Annotated in this window: 18 protein-coding genes; 9 read left to right on the plus strand and 9 right to left on the minus strand. The window is 74.4% G+C overall.

All coding sequences use genetic code 11. From position 1 onward, the window contains the following. Position 1 precedes the first annotated feature (1 nt). From FBY24_RS13615 to FBY24_RS13635, 5 genes are all read left to right on the plus strand, one after another. A complete protein-coding gene (locus FBY24_RS13615) occupies positions 2–1,324 on the plus strand; it encodes an ATP-binding protein (protein ID WP_142161371.1) in 1,323 nt (440 codons plus the stop codon). A 93-nt stretch (positions 1,325–1,417) separates the two neighbouring features. Then, positions 1,418–2,608, plus strand: coding sequence for a mannose-6-phosphate isomerase, class I (gene manA, locus FBY24_RS13620; protein WP_142161373.1), 1,191 nt, complete (start codon positions 1,418–1,420; stop codon positions 2,606–2,608). Between the two features lie 88 nt (positions 2,609–2,696). Next, positions 2,697–3,887, plus strand: coding sequence for a 5-(carboxyamino)imidazole ribonucleotide synthase (locus FBY24_RS13625; protein WP_370510992.1), 1,191 nt, complete (start codon positions 2,697–2,699; stop codon positions 3,885–3,887). Then, on the plus strand, positions 3,884–4,435 hold the full coding sequence (purE, locus tag FBY24_RS13630) for a 5-(carboxyamino)imidazole ribonucleotide mutase (protein ID WP_142161377.1): 552 nt from the start codon (positions 3,884–3,886) through the stop codon (positions 4,433–4,435). The genes FBY24_RS13625 and purE overlap by 4 nt, the downstream gene beginning before the upstream one ends. Before the next feature lie 77 nt (positions 4,436–4,512). Further along, positions 4,513–5,805, plus strand: a complete 1,293-nt coding sequence (locus tag FBY24_RS13635; RefSeq protein ID WP_160158514.1) for an acyltransferase — start codon at positions 4,513–4,515, stop codon at positions 5,803–5,805. 46 nt (positions 5,806–5,851) lie between these two features. Here FBY24_RS13635 and FBY24_RS13640 read toward each other — a convergent pair whose 3' ends face one another. The 7 genes from FBY24_RS13640 to FBY24_RS19280 all read right to left on the minus strand — a co-directional run bounded on the left by FBY24_RS13640 (position 5,852) and on the right by FBY24_RS19280 (position 14,264). Next, positions 5,852–6,763, minus strand: a complete 912-nt coding sequence (locus tag FBY24_RS13640) for an LCP family protein (protein ID WP_255432395.1) — start codon at positions 6,761–6,763, stop codon at positions 5,852–5,854. 512 nt (positions 6,764–7,275) lie between these two features. Continuing rightward, entirely contained in the window at positions 7,276–8,544 is a 1,269-nt protein-coding gene (locus FBY24_RS13645) for an LCP family protein (protein ID WP_142161381.1), read from the minus strand. Positions 8,545–8,646: 102 nt separating this feature from the next. Beyond that, the gene (glf, locus tag FBY24_RS13650) at positions 8,647–9,813 is read right to left on the minus strand and encodes a UDP-galactopyranose mutase (RefSeq protein WP_142161382.1); all 1,167 of its coding nucleotides are present in this window, start codon (positions 9,811–9,813) and stop codon (positions 8,647–8,649) included. Then, complete coding sequence (locus tag FBY24_RS13655; protein ID WP_142161384.1) at positions 9,810–11,126, minus strand: DUF6716 putative glycosyltransferase; 1,317 nt, start codon at positions 11,124–11,126, stop codon at positions 9,810–9,812. Before FBY24_RS13655 ends, glf begins: the two co-directional genes overlap by 4 nt. Beyond that, positions 11,123–12,094 carry a hypothetical protein gene (locus FBY24_RS13660; RefSeq protein ID WP_142161386.1) on the minus strand — a complete coding sequence of 324 codons (972 nt, stop codon included), beginning with the start codon at positions 12,092–12,094 and terminating at the stop codon, positions 11,123–11,125. The genes FBY24_RS13655 and FBY24_RS13660 overlap by 4 nt, the downstream gene beginning before the upstream one ends. Positions 12,095–12,113: 19 nt before the next feature. Continuing rightward, positions 12,114–12,998: an N-acetylneuraminate synthase family protein gene (locus FBY24_RS19275; protein WP_142161388.1), complete on the minus strand. Its 885-nt coding sequence runs from the start codon at positions 12,996–12,998 to the stop codon at positions 12,114–12,116. Positions 12,999–13,082: 84 nt separating this feature from the next. Beyond that, positions 13,083–14,264: an acylneuraminate cytidylyltransferase gene (locus FBY24_RS19280; protein ID WP_142161390.1), complete on the minus strand. Its 1,182-nt coding sequence runs from the start codon at positions 14,262–14,264 to the stop codon at positions 13,083–13,085. A gap of 85 nt (positions 14,265–14,349) precedes the next feature. Between FBY24_RS19280 and FBY24_RS13675 the strand changes: the two genes are divergently transcribed. The 4 genes from FBY24_RS13675 to FBY24_RS13690 all read left to right on the plus strand — a co-directional run bounded on the left by FBY24_RS13675 (position 14,350) and on the right by FBY24_RS13690 (position 19,398). Continuing rightward, positions 14,350–15,321, plus strand: a complete 972-nt coding sequence (locus FBY24_RS13675) for a glycosyltransferase family A protein (RefSeq protein ID WP_160158515.1) — start codon at positions 14,350–14,352, stop codon at positions 15,319–15,321. Then, positions 15,318–16,478: a hypothetical protein gene (locus tag FBY24_RS13680; RefSeq protein WP_142161394.1), complete on the plus strand. Its 1,161-nt coding sequence runs from the start codon at positions 15,318–15,320 to the stop codon at positions 16,476–16,478. Before FBY24_RS13675 ends, FBY24_RS13680 begins: the two co-directional genes overlap by 4 nt. An 84-nt stretch (positions 16,479–16,562) precedes the next feature. Continuing rightward, entirely contained in the window at positions 16,563–17,657 is a 1,095-nt protein-coding gene (locus FBY24_RS13685; protein WP_160158516.1) for a polysaccharide pyruvyl transferase family protein, read from the plus strand. Then, positions 17,650–19,398: a glycosyltransferase family 2 protein gene (locus FBY24_RS13690; RefSeq protein WP_142161398.1), complete on the plus strand. Its 1,749-nt coding sequence runs from the start codon at positions 17,650–17,652 to the stop codon at positions 19,396–19,398. The genes FBY24_RS13685 and FBY24_RS13690 overlap by 8 nt, the downstream gene beginning before the upstream one ends. Here the strand turns inward: FBY24_RS13690 and FBY24_RS13695 are convergent. Both FBY24_RS13695 and FBY24_RS13700 read right to left on the minus strand, forming a co-directional pair. Continuing rightward, positions 19,337–20,449 carry a glycosyltransferase family 4 protein gene (locus tag FBY24_RS13695; protein ID WP_142161400.1) on the minus strand — a complete coding sequence of 371 codons (1,113 nt, stop codon included), beginning with the start codon at positions 20,447–20,449 and terminating at the stop codon, positions 19,337–19,339. The two genes, FBY24_RS13690 and FBY24_RS13695, sit on opposite strands and share 62 nt — an antisense overlap. 1 nt (position 20,450) lies before the next feature. Next, a complete protein-coding gene (locus FBY24_RS13700) occupies positions 20,451–21,962 on the minus strand; it encodes a polysaccharide pyruvyl transferase family protein (protein ID WP_142161402.1) in 1,512 nt (503 codons plus the stop codon). Positions 21,963–22,144 lie beyond the last annotated feature (182 nt).

Below are 22,144 nucleotides of genomic sequence, written 5' to 3' on the forward strand. Positions count from 1 at the left end.
GGTGCGTCGTCGCGTCCTGCAGGCGACGATCGCGGCGGTCACCGTCGCGGTCGTCCTCCTCGGCTTCCCCCTGGCCTTCCTCGGTGCGCAGCTCGTGCGCGAGAACGAGGTCGGCGGGCTGCAGACCCGTGCGGACAACCTCTCGCGCTCGGTCGACTTCCGCCTCGACCAGGGCATCGACCTGACCGACCGGATGCTCGAGACGAGCATCGGTGGCGAGGACGACATCCAGGCCCTCGTCATCGTCACGACCGCCGAGGGCGAGATCTTCCGCGCCGGGCCGACCATCGAGGGGCGCACGGTCTCGGTGGAGCGGCTGTCGTCCTCGACGGGGGCGACCGTCATGCTCTACGCGTCGTGGTGGGACGTCTTCTGGGTCTCCGCCCAGGTGATCCTCCTCGTCGTCGTCGCCGCCGTGGTCGCGTTCGCCGCCGGCATCGCCATGGCGATCTGGCAGGCCAACCGGCTCGCCGCGCCCCTGGTCTACCTCGCCGCGTCCGCGGAGCAGCTCGGCTCCGGGCAGGTGCGCCCGCAGCTCGAGCCGTCGGGGGTCGAGGAGATCGACCTCGTCGCCGCCGAGCTCGCGCGGTCCGCCGACCGGATGGCGGGCCGGCTCGCGGCCGAGCGGCAGTTCGCCTCCGACGCCTCCCACCAGCTCCGGACGCCCCTGACGGCGCTGACCATGCGACTGGAGGAGATCATGCTCGCGTCCGGGGAGCCCGAGGTCCGGGAGGAGGCGCGCATCTCCCTGGAGCAGGTCGAGCGGCTCGTGCTCGTCGTCGACGACCTGCTGACCCGGTCCCGGCGTGCGCAGGGCGGCACCACCGAGGCCCTCCGGCTGCTCGAGGTGGTCCGCCAGCAGGAGGAGGAGTGGGGGCCGACCTTCCAGGCCGCGGGCCGCCGTCTCGTCGTCGAGGTCGACGGCGCGACGCAGGTGCTCGCGACCCCCGGTGCGCTCGCCCAGGTGCTGGCCACGCTCATCGAGAACTCCCTCAAGCACGGTGACGGCACCACGACGGTCCGGGCCCGCAGCGGCGGGCCGTCGGGCGCCGTGGTCGTCGAGGTCGGCGACGAGGGCGCGGGCGTCCCGGACGACCTCGCGCCCCGGATCTTCGAGCGCGAGGTGACGTCCGGCGCGGGCACCGGCCTCGGTCTCGCGCTCGCCCGCGACCTGGCGAACGCCGACGGCGGTCGCCTCGAGCTCGCGCAGCGGCGGCCGGCGGTGTTCGCGCTCTTCCTGTCCGGTGTGCCCGCGTCGCTGCGACCGGACGTGGTGCTGCCGCGCGGTGCCGTGGTCTCGGTGCGCCGGGACCGGCGGCGCTGACGCGGACGCACCGGGACATTTCGCCCGCGGGGCGGCCATGGAGCGACCGGGCCGGACCGTAGGGTGTGGGGACTCGTCGACAGGAGGGACCACGTGCAGCGACTGCACCCGGCCTTGCAGCACTACGCGTGGGGCTCGCCGACCGCCATCCCGCAGATCCTGTGCGCCGCGCCCGACGGGCGGCCGGTCGCGGAGGCGTGGTTCGGCGCCCACCCGTCCGCGCCCTCGGGCCTGGGGGATGACGGGACGCCCCTGGACGTCGCGCTCGCCGCCGACCCCGACGGTGCCCTCGGCCCCGACGTCGTCTCGCGGTTCGGCGCGCAGCTGCCCTTCCTGCTCAAGCTCATCGCCGCGGCCCAGCCGCTGTCGCTGCAGGTCCACCCCAGCGTCGACCTCGCCCACGAGGGCTACGCCGCCGAGGACGCCCGCGGCGTCGCGCTCGACGACCCGGCCCGCAGCTACCGCGACCGCAACCACAAGCCCGAGCTGGTGTACGCCCTGACCCGGTTCGAGGCGCTCGTGGGCTTCCGGGCCCCGCGCCGGGCGGCGGAGATCCTCGCCGGCCTCGACCACCCCGTGGCCAGGCGCCTGCACAAGACCATCCTCGAGGACCCGACGTCCGAGGGCATGCGGGCCGCGTTCACGGAGCTGGTCTCGCGCGAGACGCGCCCGACGCCCGAGGAGGTCGCGGACCTCGCGGCGCTGTTCCGCCGCCGCCGGTTCGAGGGGTCGCCCTCGCCGCGCACCGACCACGCGGTCGAGCTGCTGGCCGCCGCCCACCCCGGGGACCCGGGCGCCATCACCGCCGTCCTGCTCAACCCCGTCACGCTCCAGCCGGGGGAGGCGTTCTTCGTCCCCGCGGGGGCCGTGCACGCGTACCTGTCGGGGCTGGCCGTCGAGCTCATGGCCAACTCCGACAACGTGCTGCGCGCCGGGCTGACCGTCAAGCACGTCGACGTGCCCGAGCTGCTGCGCGCGGTGGACTGCGTCGCCGCGCCGCCGATCCGGATCGCCCCCGAGCACGCCTTCGACGCGACCGACGTCTTCTACGCCCCGGTCGACGACTTCGAGCTGTCGGTGACCCGCGCCGAGGACGCCCGGCCGGCGCGCGTGCCCGGCGGCGGTCCCCGCGTCGTGCTGTGCCTCGACGGGGACGTGCGCCTGCAGACCGCGACGGGTGACGAGATCGCGCTCCTCGGCGGGCAGGCGGCCTTCGTGACGGCGGACGACGGCGCGCTGCACGTGCAGGGCAGCGGGCGCGTCGTCCAGGCGGCCGTGCCCTGACCCGACCGCCGGCCCGGTGCGTCGCGGGCCCGTCGTCCCGGCGGACCGTCGCCGGGACGCGCGCGCGGCTCGGCTACGCTCGACGCCCGTGACCGTTCCCCGTGTCGCCGTCGTCGGCGGCGGACAGCTCGCCCGCATGATGGCCGGACCCGCGACCGCGCTGGGCGTGCACCTGCGGGTGCTCGTCGAGGCCGCCGGGTCGTCGGCCGCCCAGGCCGTCGCCGACGCCCCCGTCGGGGCCGCGGCCGACACCGACGCGGTCGGTGCGCTCGTCGAGGGTGCCGACGTGCTCACGTTCGAGCACGAGCACGTGCCCGGACCCGTCCTCGACGGCGTCCTCGCCGCCGGGGTGCCCGTGCGCCCGGCCCCGCACGCCCTGCTGCACGCGCAGGACAAGATCGTCATGCGCACGCGGCTGACCGCGCTCGGCGTGCCGTGCCCGCGGTGGGCCCCCGTCGCCGACGCCGCCGCGCTCGCCGCGTTCCTCGCGGACGTCGGCGGGCGGGCGGTCGTGAAGACCGCCCGCGGCGGGTACGACGGCAAGGGCGTGCGCGTCGTCTCCGACCCCGCCGACGTGGCCGACTGGCTGGCGGCCGCGCAGGCCGGCACCGGACCCGCGCTGCTGGCGGAGGAGCTCGTCCCGTTCCGCCGGGAGCTGGCCGCGCTCGTCGCCCGGCGCCCGTCCGGCGAGGTCGCGCTGTGGCCCGTCGTGGAGTCCGTGCAGACCGACGGGGTGTGCGACGAGGTCGTCGCCCCCGCCCCCGACCTGCACGAGGGCACCGCCCGGCAGGCGCTCGACGTCGCCCGCCGCGTCGTCGAGGGGCTCGACGTCACCGGCGTCCTCGCCGTCGAGCTCTTCGAGGTCGACGACCCCGACGGCGGCGCCCCGCGCGTGCTCGTCAACGAGCTCGCGATGCGCCCCCACAACTCCGGGCACTGGACCATCGACGGGTCGGTGACCAGCCAGTTCGAGCAGCACCTGCGCGCCGTGCTCGACCTGCCCCTCGGCGCGACCGCCGCGCGGGCCCCGTGGACGGTCATGGCGAACGTGCTCGGCAGCACGCTCGACGCCCCGACCGACGCACTGGCCGACGTCCTGGCCACCGACCCCGCCGCCAAGGTGCACCTGTACGGCAAGGACGTGCGGCCGGGCCGCAAGCTCGGCCACGTGACCGTCGCCGGCGACGACCTGGCCGACGTGCGCGCCCGCGCGCGGGCGGCCGCAGCCCTGCTGCGCGGCGAGCACCGCGCGGCCCACGCACCCACGGAGGACGCATGAGCACCCCGCCCACCCCCGCGCCGCTCGTCGGCATCGTCATGGGCTCGGACTCCGACTGGCCCGTCATGGAGGCCGCCGCGCAGGCGCTCGCCGAGTTCGACGTGCCGGTCGAGGTCGACGTCGTCTCCGCGCACCGGCAGCCCGACAAGATGGTCGCCTACGGCCGCACGGCCGCCGAGCGGGGCCTGCGCGTCGTCGTCGCCGGGGCCGGCGGCGCCGCCCACCTGCCGGGCATGCTCGCCGCCGTCACGCCCCTGCCCGTCGTCGGGGTGCCCGTCCCGCTCGCCCACCTCGACGGCATGGACTCCCTGCTCTCGATCGTGCAGATGCCCGCCGGCGTCCCCGTCGCGACCGTGTCCGTGGGCGGGGCCCGCAACGCCGGGCTCCTGGCCGTGCGGATCCTCGCGGCCGGCACGGACGCCGAGGCCGAGCGCCTGCGCACCGCGATGCTCGCGTTCCAGGACGACCTGCGCGCGCAGGCGGACGCGAAGGGCGCGCGCCTGCGGGCCCGTGCCTCGGGCCGCCCCACGACCGGGTTCGGCGCCTGACCGGCCGCCGGGACGACCCCGCGGCGGGCGTCCTGGACGACCTGCGGGTCGGCCGCCCAGGGCCTAGCCTCGGCACGGTGACCGCTGCACCGCCCGCCCCGCACGGGACGCCGACGACGTCGGGACCCGCCGACGCCGCCCGCCCGCGTGCTCCTCGGCTGGTGTCGCTCGACGCGCTGCGGCTCGTCGCCGCGGTGGCCGTCGTCGTCTACCACTTCACGGGGCGGACGGCCTCGTCGTGGGGTCCCGAGCAGACCGAGCTGCTGCGCGGCGCCGGCGCGTGGACGTCCTACGGCTCCCTGGGGCCGGAGCTGTTCTTCGTGATCTCCGGGTTCGTCATCCTCATGACCGCGTGGGACCGCACGACGGTGTCGGTCGTGGCGTCACGCATCGGCCGGCTGTACCCCTCGTACTGGGTGGCCGTGCTCCTCACGGGGGCGCTGCTGCTGTGGATCTGGCCCGCCGGCAAGGACGTCACGGCCGGGCAGGTCGCCGTGAACCTCACGATGCTCCAGTCGGCGTTCGGCGTGCCCCACGTCGACGGCGTGTACTGGACGCTGTGGACCGAGCTGCGGTTCTACCTGCTCATCGGCGTGCTCGTGCTGGTCGGCGTGACCCGGCGCCGGGTGCTGGCGTTCGCGCTCCTGTGGCCGCCCGCCGCGCTGCTCGCGGAGAAGCTCGGCTCGGCCGAGCTCGCCGAGCTGCTGATCTCGCACTACGCCCCGCTCTTCGCGGCCGGGATGGCGCTGTACCTGGTGTACCGCGACGGTCACGCGCTGGTCCCGTGGCTCGTCGTCGGCGCCAACACCGCCCTGGCGGCCTACCTCATCGCCCCGTCGCGCACGGCCGTGCTCTCCCGCGTCACCGAGTACGTGCCGTCGGCCGCAGGCCTGGCCGTGGGGGTCGCCGCCTGCGTCGCCCTGGTGGCACTGGTGGCCCTGACGCCGCTCGCCCGGATCGACCGGCCCTGGCTCGCCACCGCGGGCGCCCTGACCTACCCGCTGTACCTCGTGCACCAGTACTGGGGCCTGTACGTCATCGACCTGCTGGTCGACCGCGACGCCCCCGCGTGGGCGGCCCTCGCCGCCGCGATGCTCGTCTCGCTGCTGCTCGCCTGGGCCGTGCAGCGGTTGGTCGAGGCGCCCTGGGCGCCGCGCCTGCGCCGCGGGAGCGAGCGCTGCCTGACGTCGCTGCGCGACCGGTTGCTCTTCCGGCTCAACCACGGCCCCCGCGCCCTCGAGACGGCCGAGCAGCTGAACATCGTGGACGCCGACCGGCCGGCGGGCCCACGGGCACCGGTCGCGCACGGGTCGCACCCGTCCGGGTCGCGGCAGGGCGACCAGCCCGGCGGCGGTGGCCGCACGTCGTGACCGTACCGGCGGAGGAAGCCGTCGCGGACGGCAGCGGCGGCAGCCGTCAGGACCCGGGGATGCCGCCGACCTCACCCGCGGGGAGGGCGCCGTCACGGATGTCCGCGAAGAACGCGGGCGTCAGGTCCGGGTCCAGCAGGACCGTGGAGCCGATGCCGCCCGGCCGGTAGTCCATGCTCGAGATCGGCGGGGTGCCGGTGATCCCGTCCGCGCCGTTGGCGGCCTTGAACGCCAGCGCGAGCCGGCCGAGGTCGACGATGCTCGCGTCCTCGTCCGTCGTGAGGGCTGCGGTGCCCGCGTCCACGAGGGACACCTGCTGGCCCGGGCGCACCGCCAGCGCGCCGGGGGAGACCTTGCCCATGACGGCGCCGATGAGCTGGCGCTGACGTAGGGCACGGCCGACGTCGCCCTGCGGGTCGGACTTGCGCATGCGGGCGAACGCCAGGGCCTGGGTGCCGTCGACGTCGTGGCAGCCGGCCGTCCAGACCATGCCCGAGTCGGGGTCGTCCACGTCCGCGTCGTAGCAGAGGTTCACGCCGTCGACGGCGTCGACGATCTGCGAGACACCGCCCATGCCGATCTCGGCGTAGTGGTCGACGGTCAGGCCGGTGAGTCCCTCGACGGTCTGCACGAGCAGAGGCGCGCCGCCCCACGCGTACGCCGCGTTGAGCTTGGCCGGTCCGTTGCCCGGGACCTCGACATAGGTGTCACGGGGCAGCGAGATCAGCGCCGTCGGGCCGGACGCGGGCACGTGCAGCACGAGGATCGTGTCGGTGCGCTGGCCCGTGGTGCCGTCCTCGGCGACGCCGCCGTCGCCCCGGGCGTCGGAGCCGGCGAGCAGGTACGTGGTCCCGTCGGTGCCGCTCGCGCCAGACAGGGCGTCGGTGCGCTGGATCTTGCCGTTCGCCCAGACGAGCAGCCCCACCGGCCAGGCGAGGAGCGCGACGAGCAGCAGCACGACGACCGTGCGCGCCAGGCGTCGGCGACGGCGCGGGTCGCGGACGGTCGCCGCGCCGCCCGCCGGCGGTGGCCCGGCCGGGGGACCGGGGCGTGCGGGCGCGGGACGGCCCTGCGGACGCACCGGTGCCCCGGTGGCGCGGCCCGTGGCCCGGCCGGTCGCCGACCGTGCCGGGGGCTGGAGCCCGGCGGGTGGGCCGACGCGGGTGGCAGGGCCGGGGTCGGTGCCCGCGGCGGGCTGAGCGCTGCGGGCGCGCGGGTTCGGCGCGGGCGGCGGGACGGTCCCCGGGCGGCGCTCCCCGGTGGGGATCGGCCGCGCCGCGGGCCGTGCCGGGGCTCCCGTCGTGCGGCGCGGGGCCGGTGGGCGGGACGGGGAGACGGGAGCGCCGTCGCCCACCGTGCGGGCGTCCGACGCATCCGGGCGCCGCCTGCCGCTCTCGGGGCGGAACGCCGGCGGCTGGTCGTCGGACGGGCGTGCGGGGGGCATCGGTCAGCCTCGGGTCGTGGTCGGGATCAGCACGAGGTGCTGATGTCGGCTGCCGAGAACGCGTCCTTGCCCGGCGTCTTGGTGGCCGACGGGGACGGGGCGGCCGGCGTCTCCACGTCCGTGCCGGTCCCGGCGCCGGGGTCGGGCTGGGCACCCGCGTCACCGCCGGGTGCCGACGTCTGCGTGGGCGCGGGCTCCGGCTGCGCGACGATCGGCACGTCGGCGGCCATGTTCGCCCAGATCGCGTCCGCCTCGCTCGTCCAGATGACGCGGTTCTTGTTCTCCGACCACGCGGCGAACGGGATGGTCATGAACGTCATGTTCTCGGTGCGCACCCCGCGCAGGCTGTAGGCGATCCCCGCCATCGTGTCGAGCGAGGCAAGATCGGGGGACAGCGTGAGCGTCGACGTCGCGGCCTGGGCGAAGGTCATCAGCTGGCCCAGGTCGGTGAGCATGTTCTTGGAGAGCACCGACTGCATGATCGAGGCGATGAGCTGCTGCTGCCGGCCGAGGCGGTTGGTGTCCGACCCGTCGCCGAGGCCGGTGCCCGTGCGCGCCCGGGCGTACTGCAGCGCGGTGTACCCGTCGAGGGTCTGGGTGCCCGCCGAGAGCGTCAGGTTGTCGGCCTTCTCGGAGTAGATGTCCTGCGGGATGCACATCTGCACGCCGCCGAGGGCGTCGATCATCTGCACGAAGCCGGAGAAGTCCACGACCACGAACTCGTCGATGCTCACCCCGGTGTTGTTCTGGACCGTCTGGATCGTGCAGGCCGCCGCGTACTCGATGCTGCCACCGAGGTCGGCCCCGTACGCGAAGGCGGCGTTGAACTGACCGAACTCGGCACCGGTGGTCGCGCCGTCCGGGGAGACGATGCACGCCGGGATGTCGACCATCGAGTCCCGGGGGATCGACACCATCTCGACGCGGGTGCGGTCCGCCGAGATGTGCATGACGATCGTCGTGTCCGAGCGCATGCCCGCCACGTCGCCACCGAGAGCGGCGTTCTCGCCGTCGCGCTGGTCGGAGCCCATCACGAGGATGTTGAGGTCGTTGCCGGCGTTCGGGTCGTCCGGGTCGTTGCTCTCCTCCTCGCCGATCGGGGTCACCAGACCGGAGACGTCGACCGTCGTCACACCGGAGTAGAGCTTGACCCACACCGCAGCCGCGGAGGTGGCGCCGAACGCCAGGACTGCGACGACCGTGAGCGCGAGTCCGCGCAGCACGGTGCGCGAGCGCAGGGTGCGGGCGTGGCGGGGGCCGTCCGGGCGCGCGGGAGCGGCATGGCGATCGGGCACGACGACGATCGTAGAGAACGTCCGACCGTCCTGGGCGTCACCGACGCGCGGACGTGGTAACGGACTTGTGCAGATCAGACAGCGCCGGGGACGGCGACCTGCTCAGACCGCCGCAGACCGGACCAGCCGGGGGGCGAGCACGTTGTCGACCGCCGTCAGCGCCGACCCGATCGCCATGTGCATGTCGAGGTACTGGTACGTGCCGAGCCGTCCGCCGAACAGCACGCCCCGCTCCTCGCGGGCCAGGGCGCGGTAGGCCAGCAGCCGCTCCCGGTCGCTCGTGCCGTTGACCGGGTAGTACGGCTCGTCGTCCCGGCCCGCCCAGCGCGAGCGCTCCCGGACGACCACCGTCGCGTCGTCGGGGTAGAGGCGCTCGGGGTGGAAGTGGCGGAACTCGAGCACCCGGGTCCACGGCACGTCGAGGTCGACGTGGTTGACGACCGACGTCCCCTGGTGGTCGCCCACGGGGAGCACCTCCTGCTCGAGGTCCAGCGTCCGCCACGACAGCGGCCCGTGGACGTCGTCGAAGTACCGGTCCAGCGGGCCCGTGAAGACGACCGGGACCTGCCCGACGGCGGACGCCCGCGACACCGGCTGGGCCGGGTCGAGGAAGTCCGTGCCGAGCCGGACCTCGATGCGCGGGTGGTCCACCATCCGCGCGAACCACGCCCCGTACCCGTCGACCGGCAGGCCCTGGTAGCGGTCGTCGAAGTACCGCGTGTCGTAGGTCCACCGCACCGGCAGGCGGGTGATCACCTCCGGCGGCAGCTCGCGCGGGTCCGTCTGCCACTGCTTGGCCGTGTACCCGCGCACGAACGCCTCGTACAGCGGGCGGCCGATCAGCGAGACGGCCTTGTCCTCGAGGTTGGCGGGCACCCCCTGCACCTCGGCGGACTGCTCCGCCACGAGGGCGCGCGCCTGCGCCGGCCCCAGCGCGGTGCGGAAGAACTGGTTGAGCGTCGCCAGGCTGAAGGGCAGCGGGAACATCTCGCCGCGGTGCCGGGCCCAGACCCGGTGCTCGTAGCGGGTGAACGCCGTGAACCGGTTGACGTACTCCCAGACCCGCTCGTTCGAGGTGTGGAACAGGTGCGCGCCGTACCGGTGCACCTCGATGCCCGTGCTCGGCTCGTGCGCGGAGTACGCGTTGCCGCCCACGTGGTCGCGCCGGTCGACGACGAGCACCCGCAGGCCCAGGTCCTCTGCGCACCGCCGGGCGACCGTCAGCCCGAACAGCCCGGCGCCGACGACCACGAGGTCCGGTCCGCTCACGACGGATCCTCGATGCGTGCGTGCGGACCCTGGTGCGGGCGCTCGTCCTGCATGACGTGCACGAGCTGCGGGTCCGGTGCGACGCCGAGCGCGGCGGCGCCGGAGCTGACGGCACGCGTGACCGCCCCGCGCCAGGCCATGGCCCGTCTGACCTGTCGACCGATCCGACGCACAGCGGGCTGCGGCAGGCTGGTGCGCACCACTTCTCGAGCGATGCGACGGTTTCCGCCGACAGGGGCGCCCGTCGGTCGTCGCGGCACCCGCGCCGCCCGGAGAGCGTCCAGCACGCCGACGAGCTCGTCGGGAGCGGTGTGGAAGTAGTTGTCCGCCAGCCAGGCGTGCGACGCGTGGGCGAAGCGTGCGGCGGCGAGGTCGTCGAGCGTGCCGAGCAGGCCGCTGCCCCGGTACGCGGTGGTCAGGTTGTGGTCGCCGACACCGAAGTCGGCGAGCACGAGCGCGGGCAGGCCCAGGTCGACGGCCTCGAGCACGGCTGTCGACGAGACCGTCACGAGCGCGGTGCCGGGCACCAGGACGTCGCGCATCGGCCCCGTGAGGAACCGGACCGCGCCGACGCCGGGCGCGTCCACGACCTCGTCGCGGAGCAGGTCGTACGGGTGCTCCTCCCGGTGGGTCTGCTCCTGCCCGGCCAGCGCCCGGAGCTTGACGACGACATCGAGCGCGGGGCGCGCGGCGGCGAGCCGGCCGAGGGCGAGGAGCACGGCGCGGCGTTCCTCGGCGGCCTCGGGGAACTTCGCCTGCGGGGCGAACACGACACGGCTGACCGGCCGGGGGTCGTGGACGGGCTCGGAGCCGCCGGGCGTCACGAGGAACGGCAGCCGGTGCACGAGCAGGTGGACCGGCGTGCCGATCTGCTCGGCGAGCGCCGCGAACTCGCGTCGTTCGCGCTGCGAGTGCACGACGAAGGCGTCGGCGCCCTGCCGGTACCTCAGCGCGAGCTCGGTGGCGGGCACGGACATGCCGGGCAGGCCCGTCACGACGACGCTCCGGGGCGACAGGCGCCGCACGGCGCGGATCACCACCTGGGCGATCGGCCCGGTCGCGGCGACGAGGAGCACGTCGGGCCGGGTGCGACGCACGAGGTCGAGCAGGCCGGGCAGCGCCAGCACCGGCACCGCGTGGGCCACCGACGTGGTCCCTGCCACGGCGTGCCCGAGCTGGTCGGTGCCGGGCGTCAGGTGGCTGCGCACCACGACGAGCCGGCCGTCGAACGCTCCGGCGAGCCGGTCGACGGTCGCCGCCGCCCACTTCACGTACGAGTCCGAGTCCGCGACCGCCAGCAGCCGGGCCGTCATCGCCAGTCCTCGCGCACACGTGCCAGGTGGGCGCGGAAGCCCTCCGAGCCAGGCATCCACCACTCCTCGGGGATCAGGTCCACCTCCACCGACACCCCCCGCGCGGGCAGCAGCCCGCCGAGGGTGAGGGCCGGGGTGGACGGCAGGCAGCGCACACGGGTTCCCGGTGCGAGGGCGAGCAGGGCGACCTCGACGGGCAGGTCGGCGTGGTGCACCCGGACGCCGGGGAGGGAGCCCAGGGCGGCGAGCGTCGCGGGGTCCTGCCGTCGGTGCGGCAGGTACGCGAGCGGTCCGTGCTCCTGCGCCAGGTCGGCGATGCGGGCGCGGTAGGCGTCGGGCCTCACCAGGCCGTCGGCGGCGAGTGCCGCCCCGACCACCACGAGCTGTTCCGGCGGTGCGTCGCCCTGCGCCAGGGTCGAGGCCCAGGCGTAGTCGTGCTGGTGGACGAGGAACCCCGAGGCCTCCGCTGCCGCTCGCGTCCCGGGTGGCACGGGCAGCGCCGTCACCACCTCGAGCGACCGGGCCGCGGCCAACGCCCGGTGCACGCGGCGTGCCAGCGCGCGGCGCACCGGGTGCGGTGTCGCGCGTGCACGGACCAGGGGCGCGTCCGTTCCCTGCGCGAGGAGGTCCAGCAGGTGCAGCGTGGCCAGCCCGTCGTCGGTCACGACCACCCGGGGGAGCATCCCGGCCGCCGCGCGGGCCTGCACCCGGCCGGAGAAGGCGTCGCCCACGACCCAGGTGCCACGACCGGTCCAGGGGCACGCGGACGGGCGGAGCGTGACCAGCGACGGGTCGACCCGCGGTGCGAGCGCCTCGACCAGGGCGGTCAGCGCCGGGACGTCGGTACGGTGCTGCACCAGGGTCGGACCGCCCCAGCGGCCGCAGTGCGCACCGTCGAGCACGCTCAGCAGCTGCAGGGGCGACTCGACCCAGGCGCGCGTGAGCGCCCGGGTCGAGTCGCGGTCCACGGTCCTGCGGTCGTACCGGTCAGGCGCCGACGCGGCGCAGGCGCGACAGCGGTGCGAGCTCGCCGGGGAAGACCTTCTTGACGCCGTCGCCCATGGCCTGCCCGATGATGCGGATGTCGCGCACGAGGTGCCCGAACCCGGTGGGCTCCAGCGAGGACGCCTGGTCCGAGCCCCACATCGTGCGGTCGAGCGTGATGTGCCGCTCCACGGTGACGGCGCCGAGCGCGACCGCCGCGAGGGAGATCTGCAGGCCCTTCTCGTGGCCGGAGTAGCCCACAGGGACCTGGTAGCGCTCCTTGAGCGTGGTGATCATGCGCAGGTTGGCCTCCTCCGGGGGGAGGGGGTACGTCGACGTCGCGTGCATCATGATCAGCTTGTCGGTGCCGAGGGTCTCCACCGCGGCGTCGATCTGCTCGAGCGTCGACATGCCGGTCGACAGGATGACCGGCTTGCCGGTCGCCGCGAGGCGGGCGAGCAGCTCGAGGTCGGTGACGGACGCCGAGGCGACCTTGTGCACCGGCACGTCGAGCTCCTCGAGGAAGTCCACGGAGGGCACGTCCCACGGGGAGGCGAACCACTGCAGGCCCTTGCTCGCGGCGTAGGCGCCGATCTCCTCGTACTGCTCGCGGCTGAACTCCACGCGGTAGCGGTACTCGAGGTACGTCATCTCACCCCAGGGCGTCTGACGGATCTGGTCGCGCTGGGCCATCGGCGTGGAGATGTCGGGCGTGCGCTTCTGGAACTTCACGGCCTGCGCGCCGACCTCGGCGGACACGTCGATCAGCTGCTTCGCGATCTCGACGTCACCGTTGTGGTTGAGGCCGATCTCGCCGATGACGTAGACGGGCTGGCCGTCGCCGACGAGGTGCTCGCCGACCGCGACCGGGGCGATGCCGTTGCTCATGCGTGTTCCTTCGTTGCGTGGTGAGGACCGGGTGACGCTACCGCGCCCGGGCACCGTGTGGGGTCGCGCCGCGTCGGGCTGGGGCTACGACCTGCTGCCACGGGCGCGGAGCACGCGGTCCGCGACCTCCCGCACGGCACCGTGGCCGCCGCTCGAGGCGAGCACGACCCGGGCGGCCGCGAGGACCTCCGGACGGGCGTCCGCGACGGCGACCGGCCACCCGACCAGCTCCATGGCAGGCAGGTCGTTGATGTCGTTGCCCACGTAGGCTACGCGCCTCGGGTCCAGCCGGTTCTGCCGGAGCCACACCCGCAGCGCGGACGCCTTGTCGTCGACTCCTTGCTGCACCTCGACGCCCAGCTTGTGCGCGCGCGCCCCGACCGCCGCGTCGCGCTCCTTGGAGAGGATGAGCAGGGGGATCCCCGCGTCCCGCAGGTGTCCGACGCCGAGCCCGTCGCCGCGATGCACGCGGACGAACTCGCGTCCTGAGCCGTCCACGAGGGCGTGGTCGTCGGTGTGCACGCCGTCGAAGTCCGTGACCACGGCATCGACGTCCAGCGTGCCGGCGGCGTCGACGTGTGCGGCGAGCGCCTGGGCCACGGCGAGGTCGAGCAGCGAGTCGATCTCGACGGCTGCCTCCTCCGCGACGATCTCCAGGGCGGTGCGGCCGAAGAACCGGTGCCCCGCCTCGCGCAGCCCGGCGGTGCGCATGACGTAGAAGTCGCCGGTCTCCCGGTACAGCGGCTCGCGGTCCTGGCGCCGCGGACGGTGCGACGCGTCGTGCCCGACCGCGACCGCCCGGCCGGCGTCGTCACGCCACGTGAAGGCGTGGGTCGGCGCAGCGGCGAGGACTGCGTCGTCGTGGCCGTCCAGCACCCTGCGCACGGCTCGCTCGAGCGCGGCCGGGTCGATGAACGGGCTCGTGGCCTGCACCAGCACGGTGACCTCGGGGACGATGCCGTCCGCGGCGAGCGCGTCGAGAGCGTGCAGCACCGCCGACTCCGACGTCGCCGTGTCGCCGGCGAGGTCCGCGGGGCGGTGGACGACCCGGGCACCGGACAGCCGCGCCTCCTCGGCGATCTGCGCATGGTCCGTGCTGACGACGACGAGGTCGACCGACGGCGCCGCGAGCGAGGTCGTGACCGCCCGGGCCAGCAGCGAGCGACCTCCCACCCGTCGGAGGTTCTTCAGGGGCACCCCCTGGGAACCGCCGCGTGCCGGTACGACCACGACCGTCCTCGGGGCGGAGCGTCCTGACTCGTGCATGCCGTCCTCCCAACGCGTCCTTCCGGGCCCCGAGCATCCTAGGCTGTGCCCGCCCGACGCCCGTCGGGCGGGCGAGGGGAGCGGCATGCACCTGGTGGACGTCGTGGTCCCGGTACGCGACGCGGCCCGGCACCTGCCCACGTTCCTCGACACCGTCAGGGCGAACACCCTCGACGGTGCACGGTTCGTAGTCGTCGACGACCACTCGACCGACGAGACCCCCCACCTGCTCGACGCCGCCGCGCGCGACCTGTCCGTGCTCCACGTCGTCCGTGCCGACAGGCAGGTTGGCGCGGCGCACGCGCGGAACCTGGCGCTCGAGGTCCTGGACGCGAGGTACCTGACCTTCCTCGACGTCGACGACTGGACAGCACCAGGCCGCCTGGCGGCCCTCGTGGCGGCGGCCGAGCGCACCGGCGCCAGCGTGGTCCGGACGGACCACGTCCGTGTCGACGGCTACCGGAGGACCCTCGAGCGGGCGCCGTGGCACGTGCGTGGTGCGGTCGCCGACGCCCGGGAGGGGATCGGCGACAGCGGCGGCCGTGCCCTGGTCGACTACCCCTACCTCTGGGCGGGCATCTACGACGTCACCCGCCTCGACCCCGCGCTCCTGCCGTTCGACGTCACGCTGCGCACGGCGTCCGACCGACCGTGGTTCTGGCGCCTGCACCTCGGTGCGCCCGACGTGACCGTCGTGGACGCACCCGCCTACTTCTACCGGCGGACTGCCGGGTCCGGATCTCTCACGCAGGCGGGGGAGGAGCGGTTGCTGGACTTCCTGCCCGCCTACCACCAGGTCCTCGACCTCGCTGCGCGGGCGGGGGTGGCCGCGTACGGCCGACGGGCCGCCTACGGAGCCTGCCGGATCGTGGCGTTCCACGTGGAGAAGCGCGGCAGGCTCAGCCGCGCCCTGCAGTCCCGGCTTCTCGAGGGCTCCTGCCACCTCCTCGCCCGGCCCGACGACGACACGTTCGCCGCAGCCGTCCGGGAGTTCGCGCCGCCCGAGCGGCAGCTCCTGCAGGCGTTGCGTCACGCGGGACGAGGGGGTCGCCCGTGACCGCGGTGGTCGTGGTGACCAGCGCGGTCTCGATCCTCGCCGCGGCTGCCGCGACGCGCGCCGGCGCCTGGGACGACGACGTCGTGCTCCTGGTGGCGAGCCGCGACGTCGCCGCCGAGGTGCGCCCACGCCCGCACGAGGACCCGCGGCTCGCCGGGGCGCTCGCCGCGTTCGCGCGGGTCGTCGACCTGCACGGCATCGATCCGCCGCACCACCCCGTGGGCTGGCGGAAGCGCGACCTCGAGGGTCGTGGCCTGGGGAGCGCGATCCACGCAGCCCTCGGCGTCGACCGCGTCACCACGCTGGTCGTCGAGACACCTCCCGCGCCTCCCGCGACCGTCCTGCACCTCCTGCACCCCGACGCCCACGTCGTCGGGCTCGTCACGGCACCGGCAGGTGTGGTGTGGGCCGCGGGGCCGGCGCGCACCGGGCTGGCCGGCCGCATCGAGCGGCTGGTCGCGCTCGACGTCGTCGACGACGTCCACCGCGTGCTCCCGGGGCGCCGCGTCGAGGTCGTGGACCCCTCGGGACTCGTCCCACGGGCTCCGTGGGCAGAGCCCGGGAGCGTGCTGACGATCGGTCCGGCGGCGGCCCGGTCGGCTGCGGCACGCCTGCGATCGAGCACGCGCCTGGCCGCGGGGGGCGAGCCGGTCCTCGACGCCCTGGAGCTGGTCCCCGACCATGTCGTCGGCGAGCCGGGGGGCGACCTCCTCCTCTGCGCCCGCCTCACGGGTGCTCGCGGTCTCGTCGTCCCGCAGGTCACGGCGGACGTCCCCGACCCCCTGGCGCGTGCGGTCGTCGAGACCTCCTGCGCGCCCCTCGACGGAGGGGGTCCCCTGCCCTCCGTGGGGGACCTGCGCGACGACGTCGTCACGCTCCACGGACTTCTCCACGCGGGCGCGCACGGCGCTCCGCGGCGGACGGCGGTGCGCCGCCTGCGCGTCGCCGCTCGGGCTGCCGGCGCCGGGTGGCTCGACCAGCTCGTGAGGAGGGCGGCGCGCGAGGGCCGCAGGCGCCGTCGACGTGCCGCGCTGCGGCGCCTGCGCCTCACGGGACCGTGGGAGCACGCGCGCGGCAGGACCGGTGCGGGGCTCCGTGCGCTGGCGGACCGTCGCGTGCTTGCCCGTGTCGCGCGCGAGGTGCGGGACCGGAGGTAGGAGGCGGGACCGCAGCCGCGGGGGACCCGTATCCTTCCACCGCACATCACGCCGCACAGACGACCCGACGGAGGGGACGATCTCTTGCTGACGCCTGAACGAGTTCACCGCGCGCTCCGCCGCCGCTGGCGCCGCACGCGGCGTGCTCTCGTCCCCCGGCGGAGGCCCGTCATCGGTCTCGCCGGCTTCTTCGGTGCCGGCAACTACGGTGACGAGCTCTTCCTCGAGGTCTTCGAGCAGTACCTGGGAGCGGACTTCGAGCTGCGGGTGCTCGCGTCGAGCATGAAGCGTCCCTACTTCGACGGACCCGTGCGCGACATCGTCGACGACGTCGATGCGATCGTCGTCGGCGGGGGGGACATCGTGCAGCCCTGGGCGCACGACTCGCGGTACTTCCACCCGGCGTTCCTCGAGAAGCCCGTGTTCGTCGTGGGCATCGGCGTCCCCCAGTACACCGGGGCCAACGCGCGGCGGCCCAAGGCCCAGGCCATCCGGCGGCACCGAGCCTTCCTCACGCACCCCAGCGTGCGGTTCCTGGGCGTCAGGGACGACCAGGCCGCAGCCTGGCTGCGGGCCAACGTGTCCCCCGAGATCGACGTGCGCGTCGCGCCGGACATCGTGTGCAGCCTCTCCCTTCCAGCCGTCGATCCGCCGGAAGGCCCTCCGGTCCTCGGTGTCGTGACACGGTTCCGTCCGCGACGTGACGTCCCGGACGACTACTCCCGGTTGCGTGAGCTCGCCGCGCACGCCCAGTCCGAGGGGTGGCGCGTCCGGCACATCGTCCTCGGCACGGGCGAGGTGGGGCAGCGCGACCTGGAGGACAGCCACCGCCTCGAGGTCCCGGGCAAGGAGCTCGTGCACAGCGAAGACCTCTCCGTCCTCACGCGGGCGATCGGGGGCTGCACCGCTCTCGCGAGCATGAAGTTCCACGGCAGCGTCGTCGCGACGATGTACGGCATCCCTTCCCTCGTCCTCGTCGGGACGAACAAGAACCGCAACTTCATGGAGCGGCTGGGGCTCGGCGCGCTGCTCACCAACTTCGCCGCGCCGGACCTGGTCGAGCGCTTCGAGGCGCGTCCGCAGGTGCCGGCGGACGGCCTCGAGCGCGTGCGCGCTGCGACGGACGCACACATGCGCGAGCTCGTCGAGAGCATCAAGAAGGAGCTGGGACGTGGGTGAGGAGCAGGTGTGGCCGGGCGGTGAGCCCGACGTGAGCGTCGTCGTCCCGACCCATGACGTCGGCGAGTGGGTCGACGAGTGCTTGTCGAGCCTGCTCGACGACCAGGGCGTCGCCCTCGAGGTCGTGGTGGTGGACGACCGGTCGACGGACGACACGTGGGAGCGGGTCACGAGCCGCGCGCTCACGGACCCACGGCTGCGCGTCGTGCGGTCGACGGGGTCGGGCGGGGGGCAGGCACGCAACTACGGCGCCGCTCTCGCCCGGGGGAAGTTCCTGGTGTTCTGCGACGGAGACGACCTCGTCCCGGCCGGCGCGCTCGAGGCGATGCTCTCGTCGTTGTCCAGCTCCGGCTCGGACATGGTGGTCGGCGACTTCCTGAAGTTCTCGCCGATGCGCACGTGGAGCCCGACGGCGCGGTGGAACGTGTTCACCGAGCGGCGTGCCGGGATCACCATCGCCGAGCTCCCGGCACTCCTGCGCAACCGGGCATGCTGGAACCGCATGTTCCGACGGGACTTCTGGGTCGAGAACGCCATCGCCTTCCCGAGCGTCCCGCGATCGAACGACATCGTCCCGATGACGACCGCACTCCTCGCTGCCCGGACGATCGACGTCGTCCCCGACGTGGTGTACCTGTACCGCGAGCGCCCGGGGGCGTCGTCGATGACCTCGCGCGCAGGGTCGTCGACGAGCGCGGCCAGCTACCTGTCGCAGGAGCTCGTCTGCGCACAGCTCGTGGCCGGTGCGGGGGACGAGGGGCTCGCGGCGGTCTACTGGTCGCTGTTCCTCGGTTCGGACGGCTGGGTCCATGTGCGCAGGTTCGTGCGGGAGCCCGAGGGGGCCGGGGCCGTGGAGCCGGACGTCTGCGCACTGCTCGACCAGCACCTGCACGGCGTGCGGGCCCGGCAGTGGGACCGGACCGAGGTCGAGCGCCAGGCCGTCTACACCCTGGTCCGGGGCGGTCGTGTCGACCTGGCCCGCGCGGTCCTCCTCACGACGGGAGAGGAGGACGTCGCCCCCGTGCCGCTGGGCGCGGTGCGTGCGGCGGAGGTCCTCGCCGAGCTGCACCGCAGCGGTCACATGTCCTCCGCGTCGCTCCGGGCCTTCGCCGACCGGCACCTCGTGGCTGCGCTCCTGGCAACGCCCGCCCCGCTCGACGCCGCCGTCGCCGCCCGCCTCCTCGACCTCGTGCGGCCCCTCGCCGACGTCCTGCGCCCACCGGCGACGGACGACGAGTCGGCGCCGGCCCGCCGCCTCCGGGAGTCGCTCGCCGCCGGGGACCTCTCGCTGCTGGTCGGCGAGCGGCCCACGATCCCGGCGCCGGTGACGGTGAGCTCGTACCGCGTGGCGTCGGCATCGGCGGAGATCGTGGTCGACCTGCCGGGGCCGGTTCCGGCAGGAGCGACGTTCACCGTGGTCAAGCCGGGTCGCCCGTCGACGCGCCGCCCGCTCGACGTCGTGGAGGCGGAGAAGGGGAGCCGGACGCGTCGGGTCGTCGTGACCCGGTCGGACCTCGCCAGCGAAGGCACCTGGGCCGTGGAGCTCGAGGTGAGCACGTGGCTCGGCACCGTCTACGTCCCGCTGCTGGTCGATGCTCCGTCGGTCGTCCGGGACGTGACGCGGTGGGGGCCGCTCACCGTGCGGCGCAAGAAGCGCGGCCTCGTGCCGGTGACGGTCGTCAGGCGCCCGCCGCTGCCTCGTCGCGCACTGCGTCGGCTGGAGCGTGGTCTGCACCGCTGACCACGCCGCGCAGGATGGTCAGGTAGTCGCGGCTCATGTCGTACGGCGTGTAGGAGCGGGCGAAGCGCTCGGCGTCGAACCGGGTGCTCCGCGCTCGCCCGAGGGCCTTGGCGACCGACGCGGCCAGCGCCGGGGCGCCGTCCCGGGCGTGGAAGAAGTTGACCCAGTCCTGGTTCCCGAACTCCCCGACGAGGTGCGGCTCGTTGGGGAGCAGGCAGGGCCGGGCGAAGGTCGCCGAGAGCAGGACGCTTCCCGAGTTCAGGACGCGTTGGTAGGGGAAGACCATGAGGTCGGACGCGCGGAACCAGGTCTGCAGGTCGCGGTCGTCGACGAACTCGTAGCGGCGCACGACCCGCACCCCCAGCGGGATCTGCTCCTCGAGGGCGGCAGCCACGTCCGGCTGGGCCTTCCCGGCGAGCACGACTGTCAGGTCCGGCACCTCCTCGGCGACGGTGCCGGCAGCCGCGAGCAGCGTCTCGATCCCCTTGTACGGCCTGATCTGGCCGACGAAACCGATGGTCGGTGACGAACGAGGGATCCCGAGGCGATCGCGGGCCTCGTGCTGCGTCACCTGGGACGGGTACACGCCCGCGTAGGACGAGTGCGCGAGGGTGGCGACCTTGGCCGACGGGAGGGTGTACTCGTCGGCCACGGCGTCGACGGTCTGCCGGTTGAGCTGGATCACCCGGTCGGCGAGCCTGCCGAGCGTCTCGCTCAGCCGGATCTCCAGATCCCGGTACGGCGTCTCGTGGGGGAGCGTGTTGTGGACGGTCCAGATCAGGTGGACACCCCGGCTGCGCAGGGAGGTGAGCATCGCGGTGAACCGGGCGAGGTTCTCCTCGGCCTCGTCGCGCGACTGCGCACGCTGGCAGACCGGCGAGGTCCAGTGGACGTGCAGCACGTCGCCGTCACGGTAGTCGGACGTGCTGCGCACGAGGGTGTCCAGCGTCGTCCCACCCTCGACGACCCATCCCGCACCGCGGGCGGCCAGGTACAGCATGTTCAGGTAGGGGTTGTCGCGCCACGACGGAAAGGCGAAAAGGCGGGGCATCTCAGTCCTCGGTCGACGTCGTTGCAAGGGCGTTCTCGGCGAGGACCCAGGGGCGGGGCTCGTCGGTCCCGCGCGGCCCGGGTGCGACACCGAGGCGACGCGCCCCGGGGTGCTCGAGCGGTGCGCGAAGGTCCCCGAGGGTCTCGTGGCGCGCGACGACGTGGACGTCCCACGCCTCCGGCTGGTCGGTGGGCGGGACGACGAGGACGTCCAGGTCCAGGTGCCACTGGCGACGATGCATGGGGAACAGGTGGACCGGGAACGACGAGCGGCGTCCGGACGTGCGACCCACCAGATCCAGCGCCAGCGACGTCAGGCCGCCGTGCAGCTGGTTGACCTCGACGGCCACGGACAGCACGGACCCCGTGCCCGCACGGCGATGTGCCCGGAGCTCCGCCGACAGCGGGTCGCGACCCGCGAGCGTGCGAGCTACGCGCACCTGCTCGAGGTCCCCGCGGTCGACGGCGGCGAGCAGGTCGGCCAGCGGGCCGTCGATGCCGGGGTGGTCCGTGCCGGGCGCGAGGAGCGCGTGCTCCTGGGCGATGGCGCGGACGTCCTCCTCGTGCACGTCCCCTGGCCCCGCCAGAAGGTCCTCCAGGCGCATCCTGAGGACGTCCGACGGGGTCGGCCCCGGCGCGGGCGCCTGCATCCAGCGGGTCAGGAGCGCCGCGTCGAACCGCGCGGTACCGATGTCGCGGTCACGGTGGCGGGTCACACGCGATCCTGCCTGCCACAGGTCCCTCGGGAACGTCGCGGCCAGGAGGTCGAGGTCGACCTGGGGAGGCTCGTGCGGGCCCATCGCGATCGCGGCCTCGACCGAGGGGGCGATCGTGGTGTGCGGGCGCCCTGTTCCCGCGAGGTAGTCGCGGTACTTGAACAGGTGCTCCGTGGGTGAGCTGACGAGGCGTGCGGGGATGCCCAGGGCATCGGCGACGACGACGGCGTGCAGCGAGGACCCGACGACGAACGACGCACCGGCGATGGCGCGCAGGACGGTGCGCAACGGCTCGGTGGGCAGCTGGGTCGTCCAGTCGCCCGACGGCGTCGAGCCGACGTCGTTGAGGTTGGGCACCACGAGGACCTCTGCGCCGCGGACCCGTCGCCACGTCTCGAGCTCGGGCATGAGGCGGGGCAGCAGAAGGGCCGGGTCCCCGTACACCTCGGGGACCTCGATGCCGCGGGCCGTCATGAACGCCGCCGTCCACGGGCCACGGACGGCGCGCACGTCGAGGCGCTGGTCGCCGTGGATGCTCCCGTTCGACGCCTTGCCGTTCACCCCGGTGCCCCAGACGACGTCGCCCTTGCGGGCGAAGTGCATCACGGAGCCCACCGAGAACAGGCGTCTCGTCGCCGCCGGTGCGACGTGGCCCGGTGCGATGTCGTCGCGCATGAGCTCGACGACCAGCGGGCCGAGCAGGTCGCCGAAGTTGTTGACGAGGCGGGGCTCGTGGCCCTCGTCCACGGCGCGCAACGGGTTCCAGCAGAACGTGTCGACGCCCCCGACGGAACGCACGTAGTCACCTTCTGGATGCACGGCGTGCAGCCTAGCGGAGGCGTTCAGCGCCGATCGCCGCCCGACGGACCGGATCGCGCATGGGCCGAGCGGGTGACGGTTCGGTCACAGTATCGTCACGGAGCGCTCCCCGACGCCGGTGGCCGTGCCCGGGCATGGTCCCGTGGTGCGGTCGTCGGGCA

It is taken from the genome of Cellulomonas sp. SLBN-39, from assembly GCF_006715865.1.
Lineage (GTDB): Bacteria > Actinomycetota > Actinomycetes > Actinomycetales > Cellulomonadaceae > Cellulomonas.